Source organism: Pseudonocardia oceanicola (genome assembly GCF_047200735.1).
In the GTDB taxonomy this organism is placed as follows: domain Bacteria; phylum Actinomycetota; class Actinomycetes; order Mycobacteriales; family Pseudonocardiaceae; genus Pseudonocardia.
Genome location: NZ_JBJZON010000013.1, coordinates 114,949 through 135,651, shown reverse-complemented (window position 1 = coordinate 135,651; position 20,703 = coordinate 114,949). Strand labels below are relative to the sequence as shown.

General features: G+C 71.4%; 18 protein-coding genes and 1 tRNA gene. 14 read left to right on the top strand and 5 right to left on the bottom strand.

Features of this window, described 5'->3' with window-relative positions; genetic code table 11:
- Nucleotides 1–27 precede the first annotated feature (27 nt).
- The 8 genes from ACL02T_RS19460 to ACL02T_RS19425 all read left to right on the top strand — a co-directional run bounded on the left by ACL02T_RS19460 (nt 28) and on the right by ACL02T_RS19425 (nt 9,291).
- The gene (locus tag ACL02T_RS19460; protein ID WP_412832135.1) at nt 28–1,851 is read left to right on the top strand and encodes a molybdopterin-binding protein; all 1,824 of its coding nucleotides are present in this window, start codon (nt 28–30) and stop codon (nt 1,849–1,851) included.
- A complete protein-coding gene (locus ACL02T_RS19455; protein WP_412832134.1) occupies nt 1,836–2,984 on the top strand; it encodes a GAF domain-containing sensor histidine kinase in 1,149 nt (382 codons plus the stop codon). Before ACL02T_RS19460 ends, ACL02T_RS19455 begins: the two co-directional genes overlap by 16 nt.
- Nucleotides 2,981–3,640, top strand: coding sequence for a response regulator (locus tag ACL02T_RS19450; RefSeq protein ID WP_412832133.1), 660 nt, complete (start codon nt 2,981–2,983; stop codon nt 3,638–3,640). The genes ACL02T_RS19455 and ACL02T_RS19450 overlap by 4 nt, the downstream gene beginning before the upstream one ends.
- 68 nt (nt 3,641–3,708) lie before the next feature.
- Entirely contained in the window at nt 3,709–5,028 is a 1,320-nt protein-coding gene (locus tag ACL02T_RS19445; protein ID WP_412832132.1) for an FAD-dependent oxidoreductase, read from the top strand.
- A gap of 25 nt (nt 5,029–5,053) precedes the next feature.
- The gene (locus ACL02T_RS19440) at nt 5,054–5,431 is read left to right on the top strand and encodes a ferredoxin family protein (protein WP_412832131.1); all 378 of its coding nucleotides are present in this window, start codon (nt 5,054–5,056) and stop codon (nt 5,429–5,431) included.
- Complete coding sequence (locus tag ACL02T_RS19435; protein ID WP_412832130.1) at nt 5,388–8,597, top strand: KAP family P-loop NTPase fold protein; 3,210 nt, start codon at nt 5,388–5,390, stop codon at nt 8,595–8,597. Before ACL02T_RS19440 ends, ACL02T_RS19435 begins: the two co-directional genes overlap by 44 nt.
- A gap of 257 nt (nt 8,598–8,854) precedes the next feature.
- Nucleotides 8,855–9,007, top strand: a complete 153-nt coding sequence (locus ACL02T_RS19430) for a hypothetical protein (RefSeq protein ID WP_412832129.1) — start codon at nt 8,855–8,857, stop codon at nt 9,005–9,007.
- Complete coding sequence (locus ACL02T_RS19425) at nt 9,004–9,291, top strand: ankyrin repeat domain-containing protein (RefSeq protein ID WP_412832128.1); 288 nt, start codon at nt 9,004–9,006, stop codon at nt 9,289–9,291. The genes ACL02T_RS19430 and ACL02T_RS19425 overlap by 4 nt, the downstream gene beginning before the upstream one ends.
- Nucleotides 9,292–9,503: 212 nt before the next feature.
- Here the strand turns inward: ACL02T_RS19425 and ACL02T_RS19420 are convergent, their stop codons facing one another.
- From ACL02T_RS19420 to ACL02T_RS19405, 4 genes are all read right to left on the bottom strand, one after another.
- Nucleotides 9,504–11,174 (bottom strand): tyrosine-type recombinase/integrase, encoded by a 1,671-nt coding sequence (locus tag ACL02T_RS19420; RefSeq protein WP_412832183.1) that lies wholly within the window; start codon nt 11,172–11,174, stop codon nt 9,504–9,506.
- A gap of 165 nt (nt 11,175–11,339) precedes the next feature.
- Nucleotides 11,340–11,411: transfer RNA gene (locus tag ACL02T_RS19415), tRNA-Val, on the bottom strand.
- 33 nt (nt 11,412–11,444) lie between these two features.
- Nucleotides 11,445–11,903, bottom strand: a complete 459-nt coding sequence (locus tag ACL02T_RS19410; RefSeq protein ID WP_412832127.1) for a peroxiredoxin — start codon at nt 11,901–11,903, stop codon at nt 11,445–11,447.
- Nucleotides 11,904–12,066: 163 nt separating this feature from the next.
- Nucleotides 12,067–12,498: a DUF3052 domain-containing protein gene (locus ACL02T_RS19405; RefSeq protein WP_412832126.1), complete on the bottom strand. Its 432-nt coding sequence runs from the start codon at nt 12,496–12,498 to the stop codon at nt 12,067–12,069.
- A 223-nt stretch (nt 12,499–12,721) separates the two neighbouring features.
- Here ACL02T_RS19405 and aceE point away from each other — a divergent pair, with 223 nt between their 5' ends.
- Together aceE and ACL02T_RS19395 are read left to right on the top strand one after the other, a co-directional pair.
- The gene (gene aceE / locus ACL02T_RS19400; protein ID WP_412832125.1) at nt 12,722–15,514 is read left to right on the top strand and encodes a pyruvate dehydrogenase (acetyl-transferring), homodimeric type; all 2,793 of its coding nucleotides are present in this window, start codon (nt 12,722–12,724) and stop codon (nt 15,512–15,514) included.
- Nucleotides 15,515–15,768: 254 nt separating this feature from the next.
- Nucleotides 15,769–15,975, top strand: coding sequence for a cold-shock protein (locus tag ACL02T_RS19395; RefSeq protein ID WP_037052393.1), 207 nt, complete (start codon nt 15,769–15,771; stop codon nt 15,973–15,975).
- Nucleotides 15,976–16,229: 254 nt separating this feature from the next.
- On the opposite strand, the gene ACL02T_RS19390 is transcribed toward ACL02T_RS19395, so the two are convergent.
- Entirely contained in the window at nt 16,230–17,030 is an 801-nt protein-coding gene (locus tag ACL02T_RS19390) for a pirin family protein (protein ID WP_412832124.1), read from the bottom strand.
- Nucleotides 17,031–17,082: 52 nt separating this feature from the next.
- Here ACL02T_RS19390 and ACL02T_RS19385 point away from each other — a divergent pair, with 52 nt between their 5' ends.
- From ACL02T_RS19385 to ACL02T_RS19370, 4 genes are all read left to right on the top strand, one after another.
- Nucleotides 17,083–18,312: a PucR family transcriptional regulator gene (locus ACL02T_RS19385; RefSeq protein WP_412832123.1), complete on the top strand. Its 1,230-nt coding sequence runs from the start codon at nt 17,083–17,085 to the stop codon at nt 18,310–18,312.
- Nucleotides 18,313–18,463: 151 nt separating this feature from the next.
- Nucleotides 18,464–19,381: an ACP S-malonyltransferase gene (locus tag ACL02T_RS19380; protein WP_412832122.1), complete on the top strand. Its 918-nt coding sequence runs from the start codon at nt 18,464–18,466 to the stop codon at nt 19,379–19,381.
- Nucleotides 19,378–20,364 carry a beta-ketoacyl-ACP synthase III gene (locus tag ACL02T_RS19375; RefSeq protein ID WP_412832121.1) on the top strand — a complete coding sequence of 329 codons (987 nt, stop codon included), beginning with the start codon at nt 19,378–19,380 and terminating at the stop codon, nt 20,362–20,364. The genes ACL02T_RS19380 and ACL02T_RS19375 overlap by 4 nt, the downstream gene beginning before the upstream one ends.
- Nucleotides 20,365–20,407: 43 nt before the next feature.
- A complete protein-coding gene (locus tag ACL02T_RS19370) occupies nt 20,408–20,650 on the top strand; it encodes an acyl carrier protein (protein WP_037052399.1) in 243 nt (80 codons plus the stop codon).
- Nucleotides 20,651–20,703: the final 53 nt, after the last annotated feature.

Sequence of the window (20,703 nt, the reverse complement as noted above, 5' to 3'; positions counted from 1 at the left end):
CCCGAGCCGCGCCCCCGAAGGACCTCAGTGACCGCGACCCCCACACCACCGGGAGAGGAACCCACCGCCGAGGCAGGTTCCGTCGATCCCGACGGCTGTGCGCACGAGGCGCCCTCGTCCCCACACCCGCCCGCCCCCGCGACCGACACGGTGCGTGCCGATCCGGTCGCCGAGGCGTTCCGGTCCTGGCTGCGGACCTGCACGAGGGCGGGCTGGGCACCCGACGCGGTGGTGGAGACGGTGGAGGTGCGGCACTCCCGGGGCAGGGTGACCGCCGGACCGGTCACCGCCCGCTGGTCCGTCCCGGCCTACCGCGCGGCCGCGATGGACGGTGTCGCGGTGGCGGACGCCGCCCTCGTCGACACATATCCCCAGGTCCTCCCCCCGGAGGCGGTCGTCTGGGTGGACACCGGCGACCCGATGCCGGAGTCCGCGGACCGGGTCGTCGTCCGGGAGGTCGTGAACGCGCGACCGGACGGGACGGTGGAGATCCTGGCGGCGCCGGGCGGGTGGCACGTGCGTCCGGTCGGGGAGGACATGACCGCCGGGTCGGCGGTACTGCCCGGAGGCCACCGCATCCGCCCGGTCGACGTCGCCGCGCTCGCCGCGGCCGGGTACGTCAGCATCACCGTGCGGCGCAGGCCCCGGGTGGCGGTCGTGCCGACCGGTGACGAGATCCGCCCGCTCGGCAGCGCGCTGAGCCCCGGAGAGATCCTCGACACGAACTCCCTGATGCTCGAGGGGCTCCTCGCCGATGCGGGCTGCGAGGCCTGGACGCTCCCTGTGGTGCCCGACGCCCCGGACACCCTGGCCACCGCCGTCGCCGTCGCCGCCCACACCGCCGACCTCGTGCTGGTCATCGCCGGCTCCAGCGCGGGCCGCGACGACCACACCGACGCGGTGATCACCGGGCTCGGGCAGGTCGCCGTGCACGGCGTCGCGATGCGCCCCGGTCACCCCGTGGTCCTCGGCGTCCTCGGCGGGACCGCGCCTGAGCACGACCACCGGCGGCCGGTGGCCCCACCCGTCCCGGTCGTCGGCGTCCCCGGGTACCCGGCCTCCGCCGAGCGGGCGTTCGAGGGTTTCGTCGCTCCCCTGGTCCGGCGAATCCTGGGCGTGGACGCCGCCGACGCCCATCCGCTGGCGGCTCGGTTGGCGGTCCCCGTCGCCTCCAGCTCGGGGCTCGACGAGTACGTGCGGGTGCGGGTCGCCGCCGTGACCGACCCGACGACGGCGACCCTGCACCTGATCGCGGTCCCGTTGCCGCGCGGGGCGGGAGCGCTGTCGACCCTCACCAGGGCGGAGGCGATGCTGCGCGTCCCCGTCGGCGTCGACGGGCTCGCCGCGGGCACGTCGGTGCAGATCGTGCCCATCACCGGGGCGACCTTCGCCGCGGGGACCACGGTCGTCGTCGGGCGTTCGTCCGCTGCCGTCGACGCACTCGTCGACGCCCACCGCGTCGACGCGCCCGACTGCGTGCTACACCACAGCGACCTGAGCGACGAGGACGCGCTCGCCGCGCTCGCCGCGGGCCTGTGTCACACCGCCACGGCGGCGCTCCCGCTCGGACACGCCCACGCGGAGGCGGTGGACCGGTTGGCCGAGCGGCTCGGCGCGATCACCGTGCTGGAGATCGCCCGGGCCGGAGACCGGGTGGACGCGCTGATCGTGCCGGCCGCGGCGTTCGACAGCGCCCCGATCGTCGGGCTGCGGAGCACCCTGAGCTCGATGCCGTTCCGACGACGGCTGCGGGACCTGCCCGGACACTCGGGCCGGACCAGCGGCCGGGAGACCTGGCACGCCCCCTCTGTGAACCCGGTGAACGGAGCCCCGTCATGTGCTACACGGTGAAGTCGATCGACGACGTGCGCAGCCTCGTCGTCGCCACCCGCGGCCTGTCCGGGCTCTCGGACGTCCCGTCGTTGATCGCCAAGGCCTGCCGCCGGATGTTCGACCTGGTCGGCGCCGACATGGTGGCCGTGGCGCTCTACGACGGCGCCGACACCCTCGTCGTCGGGGCCTCGGAGGGGATCGCCGCCGAGCTGGGCGGGATCCGCCTGCCCCGCGGCGCCGGACTCGGCTGGCGGGCCCTGCAACGGTCCATGCCCGCCTCCACCGGCAACTGCGCCGCGGACGCCGAGCACCTCGACGACCTCGTCGAGGCGATCACCCCCGAGGACATCCGAGGCCTGGCCGCCGTCCCGCTCACCTTCAACGACAACTGGCTCGGCGTCCTCTATGCGGGAATGCGCGAGCGCCGCGTGTCACCGCGCACCACGCTGCTGATGAACGAGTTCGGTGCGTCCCTGGCCCCACTGCTGGTCACCGCGGTCCGCGCGGACCGCGCCGGGCAGATGGCGGTCGAGGAGGAGCGGCAGCGCATCGCGCAGCAGCTGCACGACACCGCGGGCCAACTCCTGTTCCAGATCTCCATGTCCGCCAAGGAGATCCAGCAGTGCGCAGGCGCTGACCCGGAGTCCGCCGTGGAGGCGGCCCGGTCGATCGAGACCGCGGCGGCCGAGGCCTCGTCGTATCTGCGCGAGGCGATGCACAGTCTCCTACCCGCCGACGATGCGCTCCCGGTCACCATGCGCCGCGACGTGGCCGTCTTCTCGACCAGGACCGGCATCACCACCGAGCTCGTCACCCTCGGCAGCCCCGTCCACGCAGGCCCCGAGGTCGAGGGTGTGCTGCTCTCGGCCCTGCGCGAGGGCCTGCACAACGTCGAGAAGCACGCGGGCGCCTGCGCCATCCTCGTGTCCCTGGCCTACCAGTCCCACCAGCTCTCCCTCGCGATCGAGGACGACGGCAAGGGCCTGCCCGTGGACTTCGACCTCAACCCCGTCCCCGGCCGCGAAGCCGGACTCGGCATCCCTGGGCTGCTCCAACGGGTGATCGGCGCGGGCGGTGTGCTACGCCTGAACGGCAACGACGACGGTGGCACCAGCCTGCGCGTCACCCTTCCCCTCGTGGACGGCGCATGACCACCGCCGCCGGAACCCGTCTGAGCACCGTCCTGATCGCCGACGACCATCCCTTGGTCGCGCACGGCATCGAGCGCGTCCTCACCACCGCAGGTGACGAGTTCACCGTGACCGCCGCCTGCCACTCCGGGCGCCAGACCCTCGTGGCCGCCGCGGAACGACAGCCGGATCTGATCCTGCTCGACGTACGCCTCGGCGACATGAACGGCGCCGAGGTCTGCCGCAGGCTGGGCGCCGAGGCGCCGAGGGCGAAGGTCATCATGATCACCGCGTTCGACGACACCGAGAACCTGCGCCGCTGCCTCGAGGCCGGGGCCGCCGGCGTGCTCCTCAAGGGCTCGCTCGATCTCGACCTCACCCAGGCCCTGCGGGACGTCCGCGACGGACGGATGGTCATCGACGCCGGCATCGCGAGGGCACTCGAGGCCGCAGGAGAGATCCTCGCGCCCGACGGCACGATGGTCCCGCAGCTGCGCCCCCGAGAGCTCGACGTGCTGCGGCTCATGGCCGCCGGGATGACCACGCGCGACATCGCCGCGGAGCTCGCGCTGAGCATCAACACCATCCGCACCTACACCCAAGCCCTGATGACCAAGCTCGGTGCGCACACGCGGGTGCAGGCGATCGTGTTCGCCCAGCAGCTCCAGATGATCTGAAGGACCACACCCGTCCACCCCGCCCACGAGGGCTGCGGGGTGACCCGGCATGCGAGAAGGAACGAGCCGTGCCCACTCCCCTCCGCCACGTCGCCGTCGTCGGCGCCGGTCCCTCCGGGATCTTCGCCGCCGCCGAGCTAGTGAAGCGCCCGGACCTCCACGTCGACGTCTTCGATCGCCTCCCGACCCCGTTCGGCCTGGTGCGCTACGGCGTCGCGCCCGACCACATCACGATCAAGAGGGTCGCGGCGGCGCTGACCAGGACCCTGACCCATCCCCGGGTGCGGTTCGTCGGCAACGTGACCGTCGGGACCGACGTCACCCTCGACCGGCTGCGCGGCGCCTACGACCGCGTGCTCGTCGCGACCGGTGCCCCGCACGCCCGCGAGCTCGGCATCCCCGGCGAAGACCTCCCCGGCGTGTACTCCGCCGCCGACCTGGTCTCCTGGTACAACGGCCACCCTCTCGGCGGCATCGGGTTCACCACCGACACCGACTCCGTAGCCGTCGTCGGCGCCGGCAACGTCTCACTCGACGTCGCCCGGGTCCTCCTCAAGGGCGGCGCCGGACTCGCCGAGACCGACGTGCCCGATCCGGTCCTCGCCGCACTCGATCGACGCCCAGTCCGCGACGTGCACATCATCGTCCGCCGCTCGGTCGCCGACGTGAAGTTCAGCCCACCCGAGCTCGCCGAGTTCGAGCGAATCGACGATCTCGACCTCGTTGTCGACCCGGAGCAGCTCTCGCTCGGGCCCGACGCGCTCGCCCGCTACGGCTCCGATCGCACCGTGGCCGCCCGGGTCGACACCTTCCGATCCTGGGCGGCGCGGCCCCACACCGGCGCCGGGCGCCGGTTGCACGTGCACTTCCTGCGCAGTCCGGTCGAGGTCCTCGGGACCGGGTCAGTGGAGGCCCTGCTTCTACAGGTCACGGCCGTCGGCCCGGCGGGGCGGGTGGCGACGAGCCGGAGCGAGACACTCCCGGTCGGGGCCGTCGTCCGCTCGGTCGGCTACCGGGCCGCTCCGCTCCCCGGTCTGCCGTTCGACGCCGACCAGGGCCTCGTGCCCCACGCCGAGGGCTACGTCGGCGACCGGACCCACGTCGTCGGGTGGGTCAAACGCGGACCCAGCGGGGTCATCGGCACCAACAAGGCGTGTGCGATCGACAGTGTTCGAGTCCTCCTCGCCGCCCTCGACGCCGATCCGGCCCGCATCGATGGCGCCGAACGCACCGCGCTACTCGCCGAGCTCGCCGAGGTCGAGGTGACCTGGCCCGGCTGGATCGCCATCGACGACGCCGAACAAGCCCGGGGCGCCGCCTCGGGCCGCGTCAGGACCAAGATCACCGACGTTGCCGAGATGGTCGCCATCGCCCGCAGCAGCTGCTGACCAGCCCACCACCGAACGGAGTCTCGTGCCCTACGTCATCACCGAAGCCTGCATCGACGTCATGGACCGCACCTGCGTCGACCAGTGCCCCGTCGACTGCATCCAGCAGGGCGAGCGCATGCTCTACATCGATCCCGACAACTGCATCGACTGCGGAGCCTGCGAACCGGTCTGCCCCCAGGGAGCAATTCACCTCGCCGACGCCCTACCCGGCCCCCTCCAGCCCTACGAGTCCATCAACGCGGAGTTCACCGCGGGGACCGCAGGCGGACCAGCCGGAACGGGTGGACGGACAACGCCGGTCGACCACCCCACCGTGGTACGCCGAGACGCCGCTGCGGCGGAATTTCGTGTCGGCCGTGGCGACCGAGCTGGGCATCAGCGACGACGCCTACCACGATGAGCTCTACTCCGGCCGCACCCGAACCGACGTGACGATTCCGGCCGGCAAGCTCGTCAAGATCCTGGGTCTCTTCTTCGGCTTGACCGCCGCGGTGTCGGTCCTGCTCGTGGGCGTGGTCGCACTCGTCGCTCTCTTCCTGTCGGGCCCGTACGGCGAGGACTTCTCCGGCCTCGCCAGATCCGCCGTCACGGCCGGGCTCGTACCGGCAGCGCTGCTTTCCGCCCTGATCGCTCTGACGAACAAGACGCTCCAGGTGGATCGGAGCACCGGCAAGCCGGATAGCGACGAGCAGTTCGAGGCGATCTTCAAGCGCCTGGTGGACAAGTCGAAGGCGAAGCGCCTAGTCGTGTTCGTCGACGAACTCGACAGGTGCGCCGCGGACGAGGTCGTCGCCACCCTCGACGCTATCCGCACTTTCCTCGGGGTGGACAGGTGCGTGTTCGTGATCGCGGCGGACCAGCGGGTCCTTGAAGAGAGCCTGACGCGGGCGGCTCGGCAGGAGACGCCGGTCGACGAGGTCAATCCGTACTACAGCACCGGCAGCGCCTACCTGGATAAGGTGTTCCAGTACCAGATCAGCCTCCCGCCGCTCATGTCCCAACGCATCACCGAGTTCGCCGCAGACCTGGTGCGGGCCCGGGCGGGCCTGTGGTCGGAGATCAACAGCGCCTATGTCGTCTCGGTGCTCATCCCGACCCACGTCGCCAGCCCTCGCCGTGTGAAGCACCTGTTGAACACCTTTGCCCTTACCTACCGGCTCGCCCAGGACCGGCACCGACGCGGGCTCCTGGTCGAGAACCCGATCTCGTCCGCCGCCTCGGTGGCGAAGCTGGTCTGCCTCCGCGTCGAGTTCCCACTTTTCGCCCGGGACCTGGAGATCGACGCACGGCTCCCTGAGATGGTCCTTCGGTTCCATGCGGCGAAGAACGCGGATCCGGACGAGTCATGGCCGGAGCCGGCCGTGGAGCGCGCCAAGGCCTCTGGGATCACCGGAGTCGCCCCCACCACGATGCTGACCGACGACGAGGACGAGCCCTCCGCAACCTCGTCGGAGCCGGCCGCTCAGAGCAATCGTCAGCTCATCGACTACCTGCGCCGGACCACGACGATTCCCGGCCCGAGCCGTGATCTCGTCTTCCTGCACAGCACCGGCACCGCTTTCGGGCTCGAGGGGCAGACCGCCCTCGCGGTGGAAGCAGCGGCCGAGAACGCAGACATCGACGCCGTCGTCGAGAGACTCGACCGTGCAGACCGGACGACGCGCGAAGGCATCGTGCGCCTGCTCGACCACCTGATCCGCACGAGCGTCGGTGTCGGCGCGACGAACGCTGCACGAGCCCTGCTCGGTGCCTTTCGGCACGACGACACGCTGCCGGTCACAGACATCGCCGACTCCACTAGCGCGATGATCGCGATCCTCGCCGAGGCCGAGCCGGGCATCATCGACGCGGATTCAATCACCCCCGCGTGGTCCCTGGCTGCCGCCGGCTCCGAGGCCGGGGCACTGGCGCTGCGACAGGTCGTCCTCGACAAGGCCGACAGCGACCCCGATCTCGATGCCTCCTTCATCCTTCCGGCACCGGAGCCTGCCCTTGCTGGCGACCCGAGCACGCTCGCCAGGCTCGTGACCCGCGAGCTCGTCCGGGAGAACGGCGCGGAGTCGATTCTCCTTCTGCAGGAACTCGACGACCTGACCTCGTCCCGGGTGATGGCAGTGGCTTCCGATGCTCTTGCCGACTCGTTGGCCGATGCGATCGACGCACACGAGGAGACCCGCAAGACGGTGGCGGCACCCGCTCCGACCGCGGGTAAGCCACGAGCCGCGCAGGCCACGACGGTCGAGGAAGCGTTCGATCCCGAGCAGATCATGCAGACCCTCGCGCGCTACGCCGGTGGGCGAGCGAACTCGGGTTCACCGCTCTCGCAGCAGATCGTTGGCACCTTGCTGCGCGCGGACCGCCGCTCGGCCCGAAACGCGGTCGACAGCATCCTCAATGGCCTGCCTCCCACCGACGAGAAGGCCTCTGTGGAAGCGTTCCTGCAGGCGACGAGCAAGCGGAGCCTCGATCAGTGGCCCCGATGGCTCGGAGCGATCAACCCGGACGCTGTCGATGCAGGCCATCGCCGGGCCGTCGTCACCCTCCTGTCGAGCCTGTGGAGGAACACGAGAGACCAGAACTCACGCCTTTCCACGATCGAGGCCGCGGTCCGCAGTTGCGCTGGCCTGGTTGACAGGCTCCCCAGCGGGTCGCGACCGGACCTCACGGCGGACGCGGTGGACGTCGTCGAGAAGCCCGTGACCGACGAGGCGTCCGCCCTCGAGCGCTCGCGGCTGCTCCGCAACTTCGAGCCCCTCGTTGACGCGAAGATCGTGAACATGGTGGCGGTCTACAACGCCGCACTCCCGACTCTGCTCCAGACCTTCGCCTCGGAGATCGACAGCGCCATCACCGTGGACAGCGGGCTCGGGCGGTACCTGTCACGGGACGCCGTCGACATTGTCCGGACGGCCTCGTCCAACGACGAGAACGCCTACCAGCTCGTGAAGGACATCCCCAACCGGGTCGCCGTGTGCACCTGGCTGCCCGAGCCCTTCAGGACCGAACTCCGGTTGAGGCTGGCGCAGGCGGCCGACCTGCCGCTTAGCGCCGATGAGACGCTCCCCGATGCAGACGACATGGTCGAGCTCCTCCAGGACCACGGATCCGCGGGAGCCGTGGCGGTCGACACGTGGCTCTCCTTGGTGCGACCCGACAGCTCCACCGTAACCGTCGTGCTCTCGGCTCTGCGCGAAGCCCGTGCACTCGACGAAACGACCGTTGCGACCATCACCGACCTGCGGCGGGGGTGGACCAAGGGCGCACGTCTCGACTTCCTACGCGCCCACATTGTGGACCCGAACGCCGGTCCGCTCAGTCCCGACGAGGTCGAGTGTCTCGGCCTCCGCGACGCGAGTCCGAGCGAGATCACCGAGCTCATCATCGAGCGCTTCGTCGGGTGCAGGAACAACACCCAACGCAAGGCCGTCGTCAGTCTCATAGGAGCCGCCGGCATCGCCGACGGACCCGCACGCAGGAGGTTGATCGAGACCGTCGTCATCCCCCTGTTGACACCATCCGTAGGCGAACCTCAAATCGGCATGACTGAGATTGGACTCGATGCCTAGCATCAGCTCGGCGCGCCCTTGCCCCACGGTGTTAAAAAACTCTGGGCGAGGCTGTTCGTCAGGCCGTCACCGGGAGCGATGCCCTCGAAAGCAAGGCTGTAAAGGTTCTGGGGCCGCTCGGATATCCGATCGAACGTTCTGACTGGTTCTTCCAGAGGAAATCGGTGAAGTACTCGGGCTGAAAACCTGGTGCACTTGCCCCGGCCGAACGGAGGCGGTCGGCGCAGGAGAGAATCCGCTTTCGGAACGGGGGGCCGATGGAGTCTGAGGAGTGGTTCACTCTCGAACGCGATGTGTATCGCGACGATCTCGTCGAGCGGTGCGAAAGGTTCTCGGATGCCGCTCGTGTCGGCGACTGGGCGACACTTCACCAGATCCTGGACGAGGAGGAGTTCGCCCACCTACCGTGAACATGCCACAGTTCGGCGGACGCAGCGGCTTCGCACCGCTGCACCAGGCCGCTTGGCACGGGGCGGGGCCCGAGGTCATCGGACGACTGCTGGAGCGAGGAGCATGGCGGACCCTGACCGACACCAGCGGCAGACGCCCCGTCGACATCGCCCGTGACCTCGGCCACGACGACCTGGTGCCGCTGCTGAGCCCACACGAGGAGCTGCCATCGAACGCGGCGGACATCACGACGTACCTCCACGCCATGATCACCGTGGTGGCACGTACCGACCGGACCCGATGAAGTGGCTCCCCCAGCTCGGGCCGCTCGTCGAGCTCGGGCCTGAGCGCTCGCTCTGGTTCAGCGTCCAGGGGATGTACGGGGGTTTCGATCTGCGATGGGACGGCGAAGCCGTGATCTCCCACAGCTGGTGCCGCGTCTTCGGTGGGTCGGGGACGCGGCACCGCGCTCATAAGGACGGTGTTGAGGTACTGGCCACCCGCACTGACTTGTAGTTACAAGAGCACGAAGGTCAAGAACTCGCGGCCGTTGCGCACGACTCTGAGCTCGCAGTTCAGGATGTCCTCGGCGAAGCCGATTCGCCGGTGGGCACCCCGGAGCACACGTTCCAGGTCGGACGCGGAATCAGGATCCGCGATCGTGGAGAAAGCGCTCAAGGTCTCGCTGCCACGACGGAGCTCGAACTTGAGGAGCTGCGCTGGAGCTTCTTGTGTTTCGGCGGCCGGGACGGCGGTCTGCTCGGCCACTATCGCAGCGGTGACGACCGGCTGTTGACTTTCGTCACCTTCCACAACGCCCCACTCCCTCAGCAACTTGAAGGCACGATGCACCGTGCTCACGGACAGCCCGCGCTCACGAGCGAGGACCTTCATGCCGGGGAGGTGACTGCCGGGCGGATAGAGCCCTGCGAGGACGTCGCGGCGGGCGACCGCGAGGTCCTCCCGCGGGGTTCTCGGGTCAGCCATCGCCCGCTCATCGGCAGTCGAAGACGCGGGTCGGGCGGGCAGTCGGGTCGACAGACCTGTCGCGGCGCGCTGGTCTGCCTCCGCCAGCCAGGCGGCATAGACCCTAAGGGTCGTCGTCCCTCCCCCGCTATGCCCAAGTCGGCCTGCGACGGTGCGGACGTCCACGCCCGCGGCGATGAGCTCCGTCGCCGAATAGTGACGCAAGGAGTGGAGGTGGGTGTCGATGCCAAGACGAGTGGCCATGCGGCTGTAGCGCTGGGAGACCGAGCCGGGGACGAGGGGCTCGCTGCTGTCGGGTGCCAGCGAGAAGACGAACGCGTCGGCCGGTAGGTCGATGCCGAGGAGCCGGGCTCGCTCGGCCGCCCGTTCGCGGTGTTCGGTGAGGGCGGCGACGGTCTCGGTGTCCAGGGTCACGCGGCGCTGCTGGTGCGTCTTCGTCGGCTTCTCGACGAGCTCGGTGCCGTACTGGGCGATGGCGCGGCGGTAGGTCAGCATGCCGGCGTCGAGGTCGACCTGGTTCCAGCGCAGCGCGCAGATCTCGCCGCGGCGGGCGCCCGTTGTCATCGTCAACCACACGAGAGCGCCCCAGTCCGGCTCGCGCCAGGCCTCGTCGAGGATCCGGGCGCACTCGGCGGTCGTGGGTGGCTGCGGATCGGGTTTGCCCGCCGCGGGCGGTGAGGCGAGGGAGACCGGGTTGAACGAGACCCACCTCCACCGCACGGCCTTCTCGAACGCACTGTGGAGCACGAAGTGGATGTGTCGCACCGTGGCCGGAGCGAGAGGCTTGCCGGCATGCGGACGGCACCGCTCGTCGCACTCGTGCTCGCGCGGGGTCCGGTGATCGACGAGCCCCTTGGTGCGGCAGTGGATCCTGCAGCGGCGGAGCTCGGCGTAGAGCGAGTCCAAGGCGTCCGGGTCGATCGCGCCCGCCTTGACCTTGCCCAGGAACGGGCGGACGTGCTTCTCCAGGTACTTCGTGTACATCTGCTGCGTCGATGGGCCGACATCGAGCACATCGAGGTAGCGGTCGAGCAGCTGGTTCAGGGTGGCGCTCGTGCGCGGGTTGCGTTGCTCGTCGACCTGGTTCGCGAGCCGGCGGAGCGCCTTGTCGGCTTCCGCCTCGGCCTTCGGGCCCGCGGGGATCGTCTCGCGCAGGTAGTGCCGCTTGCCGGAGACCGGGTCGGTCCCGGCGTAGACCATCACGCGGAGTGCGCCGCTGGGCAGCGTCTCGATGCCGCCACGGGACCGCTTGCGGCGTCCCCGTGGAGTGGTCATGGAGCGAGAGTAGAACCCACTTGCACCATGAATGACTCCACGCGACGGATCCGTCGATCATGACGAGAATGAACCCGCTGGTCAAGGCGGTGGGCGCGGTAGGGATCGAACCTACGACCGCTCGGGTGTAAACCGAGTGCTCTCCCGCTGAGCTACGCGCCCGGGATCGGGGCGGGCAACCGCCCCGAGTGCGGCCTACAGGGCCGCCAGGGCTTTCTTCCAGCCCTCCTGGTCGCGGGCCTCACCGGGCTGGTTGACCTCGGCGAAGCGGACCACACCGTCGGTGTCCACGAGGAAGGTGCCGCGGACGGCCATGCCGGCGCCCTCGTTGAACACGCCGTAGGCCTTGGCGACCTCGCCGTGCGGCCAGAAGTCCGACAGCAGCGGGAACGTGTAGTTCTCCGCCGTGGCCCAGGCCTTCAACGAGAAGGTGGGGTCGGTGGAGACCGCGAGGATCTGCACGTCGTCGTTCTGGAAGGACGAGAGGTCGTCCCGCACGGTGCAGAGCTCGCCGGTGCAGATGCCCGAGAAGGCGAACGGGTAGAAGACCACCAGGACGGCCTTGTCGCCCTGGAAGGACGAGAGGCTGACCTCCTGCTTGTCCTGGTCCTTCAGCGTGAAGTCGGGGGCCTTGGTGCCCACCTCGGGTGCCATGGTTCGTCGATCTCCTCGAGGGCGTGCGGGAGCCCGCCGGCGGGGGCCGGCGGGCGGGTCGCACCGAGCCTAGGCCACGGCGGCGTCGGACGGACACCACCGCCCGACCGCCGCGACGCAGGCCCCGGGCTCCCACCGGATCACCCACGCACCCGAGGCGCCCCTACCTCTTCTTGCCCGCCTTCGGGGACATCAGCCGGGCCCCGGCCCAGTCCTCGCCGACACTGACGTTCGATGTCTGCGCCAGGCCGGCGGTGGGCGCGGCCTCCGCGATCTCGCTGGGCTCGAGATGGCCGCTCCGCCCCGTCTTCGGGGTGAGCACCCAGATCATGCCGTTCTCGGCGATCATGCCCCGGGCGTCCACGAGGGTGTCGACGAGATCGCCGTCGCCCTCCCGGAACCACAGGAGCACGACGTCGATGACCTCCTGGGCGTCTTCGTCGAGCAACTCCTCGCCGATGACGTCCTCGACGGCCTCGCGGACCGCCTCGTCGACGTCGGTGTCATAACCCAGTTCCTGGACGACCATGCCCGGCTCGACGCCGAGCTTGCCCGCGATGTCGGACGACCGTCCGGCATCTTCCGCGGCGACCACGCGTGCACCTCTTTCCTCGAGTACGGCGGCACGCCGACGCGCCACCGAGAGTCGGTTCGGATGCGGAATCCGAACACGACCATGCGGCCCCGCGCAACCGCCGTTCCGTGATCACGCGACGAGGGGCACGATAGGGGGTACCGCTCGGGGCACCCGCCAGGCACGACCCCGGGGAACGCGACACACTGCACGAACACCTGTACGAGCCAACCAGGGAGACCCCTTGACCGGCCAGAGCACCACCGGCGGCGACAACCCGGGCCGCAACGGCACCGAGACGCGGCGCGTCCACGTCATCCGTGACGGCCTCGCGGCACACCTCCCGGACATCGACCCCGAGGAGACCGCCGAGTGGCTGGACTCGTTCGACGCCGCGCTGGACAACGCCGGCCAGCAGCGCGCCCGCTACCTGATGCTCCGGCTGCTCCAGCGCGCCCGTGAGCGCCACGTCGGGGTCCCGTCGCTGACCAGCACGGACTACGTCAACACCATCCCGACCGACCGCGAGCCGTGGTTCCCCGGCGACGAGGAGGTCGAGCGCTCCTTCCGCCGCTGGATCCGGTGGAACGCGGCGATGACGGTGCACCGTGCGCAGCGGCCGGGGATCGGCGTCGGCGGGCACATCTCGTCCTACGCGTCGTCGGCCACGCTCTACGAGGTCGGCTTCAACCACTTCTTCCGCGGCAAGGACCACCCCGGCGGCGGCGACCAGGTCTACATCCAGGGCCACGCCTCCCCCGGCGTCTACGCCCGGGCCTACCTCGAGGGCCGGCTCACCGAGGACCGCCTCGACGGCTTCCGCCAGGAGGTCAGCCACGGCGGCCCGGGCCACGGCCTGCCGAGCTACCCGCACCCGCGGCTGATGCCGGACTTCTGGGAGTTCCCCACGGTCTCGATGGGCATCGGCCCGATGAACGCGATCATGCAGGCGCGGTTCAACCGCTACCTGCACGACCGCGGCATCAAGGACACCAGCCACCAGCACGTCTGGGCCTTCCTCGGCGACGGCGAGATGGACGAGCCGGAGTCGCGCGGGCTCCTGCAGATCGCCTCGACCGACCAGCTGGACAACCTGACCTTCGTCGTCAACTGCAACCTGCAGCGGTTGGACGGTCCGGTGCGCGGCAACGGGAAGATCATCCAGGAGCTGGAGGCCTTCTTCCGCGGGGCCGGCTGGAACGTCATCAAGGTCATCTGGGGCCGGGAGTGGGACGCCCTGCTCCACGCGGACCGCGACGGCGCCCTGGTCAACCTGATGAACACCACGCCCGACGGCGACTACCAGACCTACAAGGCCAATGACGGCGCGTACGTCCGCGACCACTTCTTCGGCCGGGACCCGCGCACCAAGGCCATGGTCGATCCGCTGACGGACGACCAGATCTGGGGCCTCAAGCGCGGCGGCCACGACTACCGCAAGGTCCACGCCGCGTACAAGGCGGCGACCGAGCACCACGGCCAGCCGACGGTCATCCTGGCGAAGACGATCAAGGGCTACGGCCTGGGCTCGCACTTCGCCGGCCGCAACGCGACCCACCAGATGAAGAAGCTGTCCCTGGACGACCTCAAGCAGTTCCGGGACGAGCAGCGGATCCCGATCTCCGACGCCCAGCTCGAGCAGGACCCGTACCTGCCGCCGTACTACCACCCGGGCGAGGACGCGCCGGAGATCCGGTACATGCTGGAGCGGCGTCGCCTGTTGGGCGGGCCGCTGCCCTCGCGCCGCACCAGGTCGACGCCGCTCGTGCTGCCGGGCGACAAGGTCTACGAGGCCGTCCGCAAGGGCTCGGGCAAGCAGGAGGTCGCCACGACGATGGCGTTCGTCCGGCTGCTGCGCGAGCTCATCAAGGACAAGGAGATCGGCGGACGGTTCGTGCCGATCATCCCGGACGAGGCCCGCACCTTCGGCATGGACTCCATGTTCCCGACGCAGAAGATCTACAACCCGCACGGGCAGCAGTACACGTCCGTCGACGCGTCGCTCATGCTGGCCTACAAGGAGTCCGAGCAGGGCCAGCTGCTGCACGAGGGCATCAACGAGGCGGGCTCGGTGGGCTCGTTCACCGCCGCGGGCACCTCCTACGCCACGCACGGCGAGCCGATGATCCCGGTCTACGTCTTCTACTCGATGTTCGGGTTCCAGCGGACCGGGGACTCGATCTGGGCGGCGTCGGACCAGATGGCGCGCGGCTTCCTGATCGGCGCCACCGCGGGCCGCACCACGCTGACGGGCGAGGGCCTGCAGCACAACGACGGGCACTCGCTGCTGCTGGCGGCCAGCAACCCCGCGGTCGTGTCCTACGACCCGGCGTTCGGCTTCGAGATCGCCCACATCGTCCGGGACGGGCTGCGCCGCATGGTCGGCGACGACCCGGAGAACGTCATCTACTACCTGACGGTCTACAACGAGCCGTACCCGCAGCCGGCCGAGCCCGAGGGCCTCGACACCGAGGGCGTGCTCAAGGGCATCTACCGGTACCTGGGCTCGAACAACGAGGACGGGCCGCAGGTGCGCCTGCTGGCCTCCGGCGTCGCGCTGCCGTGGGCGATCCGGGCGCGGGACATCCTGGCCGAGCAGTGGGGCGTGGGCGCCGAGGTGTGGTCGGTGACGTCGTGGGGCGAGCTGCGGCGCGACGGCGTCGAGGCCGAGCACCACAACCTCGTCCACCCGGACGCCGAGCCGCGGGTGCCGTACGTGACCCGCGTGCTGGGCGGCACGGACACCCCGGTGATCGCGTCCACGGACTGGATGCGCGCGGTGCCGGACCAGATCCGCCAGTGGGTGCCGGCGCCGTTCGTCACCCTCGGCACGGACGGCTTCGGCCTGTCCGACACCCGGCCCGCCACGCGCCGCCACTTCGCGGTCGACGCCGAGTCCATCGTGGTCGGGGCGCTGCAGTCGCTCGCCGCGCGGGGGGAGGTCGAGAAGAACGCGCCGGCGGAGGCCGCCGCCGAGTACCGGATCGACGACCCGCAGGCCGCCGGCCCCCAGACGTCCGACTCCGGCGTCGCCTGATCGGGGGTGGGGACCGCCGGGCGGGTGCCCGGACGGTCCCCTCCCGACGATCAGGTGACCCTCGCCGTGTTTCGGTCCCGTTCCAGGCCGAATACACAGCTCACGACCCCTCGGCAAGCGACGCGAATCACGCTAGGCTCCGCCCGACGCCGAGCCTCCGCTGGTGGATCGGTGTCCCGACCAGGGCGCGGACAGTAGCGGCCGGCCGGCGTTTCCCGGGGCGAGAGCCTCGAGCACGTACGAGGAGAGCAAGAATGGCAGAGGGCACCGTCAAGTGGTTCAACAGCGAGAAGGGCTACGGCTTCCTCGCTCCCGACGGTGGTGGCGCGGACGTGTTCGTGCACTACTCCGCGATCCAGGTCAACGGCTACAAGAGCCTCGACGAGGGCCAGCGCGTGTCCTTCGACATCGAGCAGGGCCAGAAGGGGCCGCAGGCCACGCAGGTGACGCCGATCGGCTGATCCTGCCCGTCCCGGCCGGCCGGTCGGGACGGCACCCACCAACCGGCGCACAACCCGTTCCGCTTTCCTCGCCCGTCTCGGCGCGAGCCCCGCACGGCACGTGTCAGCGAACGATCCGTACGTCGTCGAGGCCGGGGTGACCACTCGCGCGGTCACCCCGGTCGCCGACGTCCGGAGCCGGTGGTCCACCACGGACCGGCTCGGGCACAACCGTCCGGCGAGCCGCCCCGGGGCGCTTTCGACGTCCGGGTGACTCAGACCGGCCGCAGGTCGCTCCCCATCGCCCAGACCAGCACCTCGGCGCCCTCCGGGCCCGCGGTGAGCGCCGGTCTGCCCGCGGAGGCGACGCGTGCGGAGCCGACCACGGGCGCGCTCACCCGCAGTTCGTCACCTCCGCCCAGCTCTCCGGCGGGGGTGACCGCCCTGCCTGCCGCCAGGAAGACGTGCAGGTAGGGCGCCTCGGGGAGGGTCCAGGCCGCGCCGGCGGGGAGGCGGGCGGCGTGCAGCTCGGCGTCGGCGCGGCGCAGCGGGAGCGGCCCGTCGCCGGCCCGGGCCGCGGTCACCGAGCCCGACGCGACGAGGAACGGGCGGCCCGAGGCCAGCTCCCCCGCCACGTCGCGGCGGGCCAGCGCGGGCTCCTGCAGGGGGCGGTCCGGGACGAGCCACGCCTGCACGAACCGCACCGGCGCCGCCCCGCCGCACCGCTCGGCGTGCTCGACCCCCGTGCCCGCGGAGAGCACCTGCGCCGTCCCGGGCCGGACCACGCACGCGTTGCCCAGCGAGTCCGTGTGCGCGAGCTCGCCGGACACGACCCACGTCACGAGGTCGACCTCGTCGTGGGTGTGCGTGTCGTAGCCCGCGCCCGGCGCGACCCGCTCGTCGTTGTGGGCGAGCAGGGCGCCGAAGAAGGTGTTCGCCGGGTCGTAGTGGGCGCCGAAGGAGAAGCCGTGCCGGGCATCGCAGCCCGCGTGCTCCGTCCGCGGGCGATCCGCTCCCCGGCGCAGCTCCACCCGCCGCTCCCGGCCGGTCGCACGACCGTTCCCACCGCCGTCCACGAGGTCCTCCTTCCGGCGCGTCCGACACGCCGCTGCGTGCCATGCTTCCGGCATGACCCTGTCCGACGTCCGGGCGGTCTCCGCGGCCACCCTGCGCCGCCTCGAGCTGGCCAGCGGTGACCTCGCCGCGGCCTGCCTGTCCGCGATGGAAGACGGCCAGCCGTGGTTCGCACGCCTGCCCGCCGACCAGCGCGCGGGGGTCCTGCTCGTCACGCAGACGGGGGTGAGCAACTTCGTCGCCTGGCTCGGGGAGCCCGACCAGACGATCCGGCTGACCGCCGAGGCCTTCCGGATCGCCCCGCGCGACCTGGCCCGCCGGCTGTCCCTGCGGCAGACCGTCGACCTCGTGCGGATCGCCACGGACGTCTTCGAGGAGCGGCTGCCGCCGCTGGCGGCCGACGAGGCGGAGTACCGGATCCTCGTCGAGGCAGTGCTCCGGTTCGGCCGCGAGATCGCCTTCGCCGCGGCCACCGTGTACGCCAACGCCGCGGAGACCCGTGGGGCCTGGGACGCACGCCAGGAGGCCCTCGTCGTCGACGGCGTGGTCCGCGGCGACGCCGACGACGCACTGGTCTCCCGCGCGGCGGCGCTCGGCTGGGACCCGACCGCCGCCGTCCGGGTGCTGGTGGGCAGCCCACCCGCAGCGGACGGCGGCGACGCGGCCGAGAGCCTCTCCGGGATCCGCCGGCACGCCACCCGGCTGGGCCGGTCGGTGCTGGTCGGGGTGCAGGGCAGCCGGCTGGTGCTGCTGCTGACGGAGCCGCGCGGCCGCATCCCGCCCGACGACCGGCCGCGCGCGGGCGCCCACCCGATCGCCTCGCTGGTCGCGGACTTCGGACCGGGTCCGGTCGTCGTCGGGCCACGGGCGCCGAACCTCGCCGCCGCCCACGTCTCCGCCCGCGGCGCCCTCGCCGGTCTCCGGGCCGCGCCCGGCTGGCCCGCCGCACCCCGGCCGGTCGACGCCGACGACCTGCTCCCCGAGCGCGCGGTCTCGGGCGATCCCGGTGCACTGCGTCTGCTCGCCGAGTCCGTGGTGACGCCCCTGGACGCGGCCGGCGGGGAGCTGCTGCGCACGCTCGCGACCTACCTGGAGGGCGGCGGGGCGCTCGAGGCCTGCGCCCGCGCGCTGTTCGTGCACCCCAACACCGTCCGCTACCGGCTGCGGCGCGTGAGTGAACTCACCGGCCGCTCCCCCTCGGACCCCCGCGACGCGCTCGTGCTCCGCACCGCGCTGCTCGCGGGCCGCCTGGCCGACCCCGCGAGCCCTTCCACCCCGGCCTGACCTGGCTGAACCCTCCAGACCTCGCTCGGCACGAGTGGAGGTGACCGGCGGGTAGCGTGCCGCCCGTTGGAGGAACCCCACAAATCGGGGTGGCCAACGTGGTGCGTGCCGGTGTTCCGTTCCCCGCCGCCGCAGTGTTGGCTGTAGCGCTGTGATCGCCTTGCTCGCGCCCGGTCAGGGGTCGCAGTCCCCCGGCATGCTCGCGCCCTGGTTGGCGGACCCGGCTGCCGCGGAGACGGTGACGTCCTGGTCGGAGGCCACCGGACTCGACCTCGCCCGCCTCGGCACCACCGCCGACGCCGACGAGATCAAGGACACCGCGGTGACCCAGCCGCTCGTCGTCGTCAACGCCCTGCTCGCCGCCGCCCGCCTCGCGGACGCCCTCCCCTCGACCGCCCCGACCGCCGGGCACTCGGTCGGCGAGCTGGCGGCCGCCGCGATCGCCGGCGTGCTCACCCCCGACCAGGCGGTGCGGCTCGCCGCGATCCGCGGCCGTGCGATGGCCGACGCCTGCGCCCTGGAGCCCTCGGGCATGGCCGCCGTCCTCGGCGGTGACGAGACGGCGGTGCTCGCCCGGCTCGAGGAGCTCGGCCTCGACCCGGCCAACCGCAACGGCGCCGGCCAGATCGTCGCCGCCGGCCCGCAGGCGGCGATCGAGGAGCTGGAGAAGGCGCCGCCGCAGGGGGCCCGGCGAGCCGCGGTGCTGCCCGTCGCCGGGGCCTTCCACACGCGCTTCATGGCCCCCGCCGAGGACGCCGTGCGCGCCGCCGCGGCCGAGCTCGACCCCGCCGACCCCGCCCGCCCGCTGCTCACCAACTCCGACGGCTCGGTCGTCAAGGGCGGTGCCGCGGCCCTCGACCTGCTGGTCGCGCAGGTGACCCGGCCGGTCCGGTGGGACTCCTGCATGGCGACGCTGGGCGAACTCGGCGTGACGGCGGTGTTGGAACTGCCTCCGGCGGGCACCCTGGTGGGGCTGGTCCGCCGCGACCTCAAGGGCGTCACGACGCTGGCGTTGAAGACCCCCGACGACCTGGACAAGGCCGTCGCGCTCATCGAGGAGCACGCATGACGACGTTCCGCCTCGCGCCGCCCGTCCCCGGTGCGCGGATCATCGGCCTCGGCAGCAGCCAGCCCGAGCACGTGGTGACCAACGACGACCTCGCGCAGCGGGTGGAGACGAACGACCAGTGGATCCGCGACCGGGTCGGCATCGCCGAACGCCGGATCGCCCAGGAGGTCTCGTTGGTCGACATGGCGGCCGAGGCCGGCTCACGGGCGTTGAAGGACTCCGGGCTGACCACCGCGGACGTGGACACGGTCATCGTGGCCACCTGCACCATGACCGCGCCGATCCCCAACGCCGCGGCGCAGACCGCCGAGCGGATCGGGATCGCCGCCCCGGCCGCCTTCGACCTCAACGCCGCCTGCGCCGGGTTCTGCTACGGCCTCGGCACCGCCGCCGACCTCGTCCGCGCGGGCTCGGCCCGCACCGTCCTGGTGATCGGCGCGGAGAAGCTCTCCGACTGGCTCGACTGGGACGACCGCTCGACCTGCATCATCTTCGCCGACGCGGCCGGCGCAGCCGTGGTCACCGGGGCGCAGGACCCGGACGAGATCGGCGTCGGGCCGGTGTCCTGGGGCTCGGCGGGCGACATGGCGCACGCGATCCGGATCCTCGAGGAGAGCACCAACAAGCTGCACCAGGAGGGCCAGACGGTCTTCCGGTGGGCCACCACGCGCATCGCCCCGGTCGCGCTCGACGCGATCGCCAAGGCCGGGCTCACCCCCGCCGACGTCGACGTGCTGGTGCCGCACCAGGCCAACCTGCGGATCGTCGAGGCCATGGCCAAGAAGCTCCGCAAGGAGGGGGCGCGCGAGGACATGCGCGTGGCCGACGACATCGTGTACTCCGGCAACACCTCGTCCGCGTCGATCCCGTTGGCACTCGACCACATGCGCGCCGCGGGGAGGATCCGTTCCGGCGAGATCGCCCTCCTCGTAGGCTTCGGCGCGGGACTGTCGTACGCCGGCCAGGTCGTCCGCGTCCCCTGACCCAGATTTGTCGAGTTCCACCCCATCCAGAAGGAGCACGCCCGTGGCTGACACCGCCGAGATCCTGTCCGGCCTCGCCGAGATCGTCGAGGAGGTCGCCGGCATCGACACCGCCGAGGTGACCGCCGAGAAGTCCTTCGTCGACGACCTCGACATCGACTCGCTGTCGATGGTCGAGATCGCCGTGCAGGCCGAGGACAAGTTCGGCGTGAAGATCCCGGACGACCAGCTCGCCGAGCTCAAGACCGTCGGCGACGCCGTCTCGTACATCGAGAAGAACCAGTAGGTCCGCCCCGGCCCCTCGGGGTCCGACCACCGGCGGGAGCACACCCGCCCACC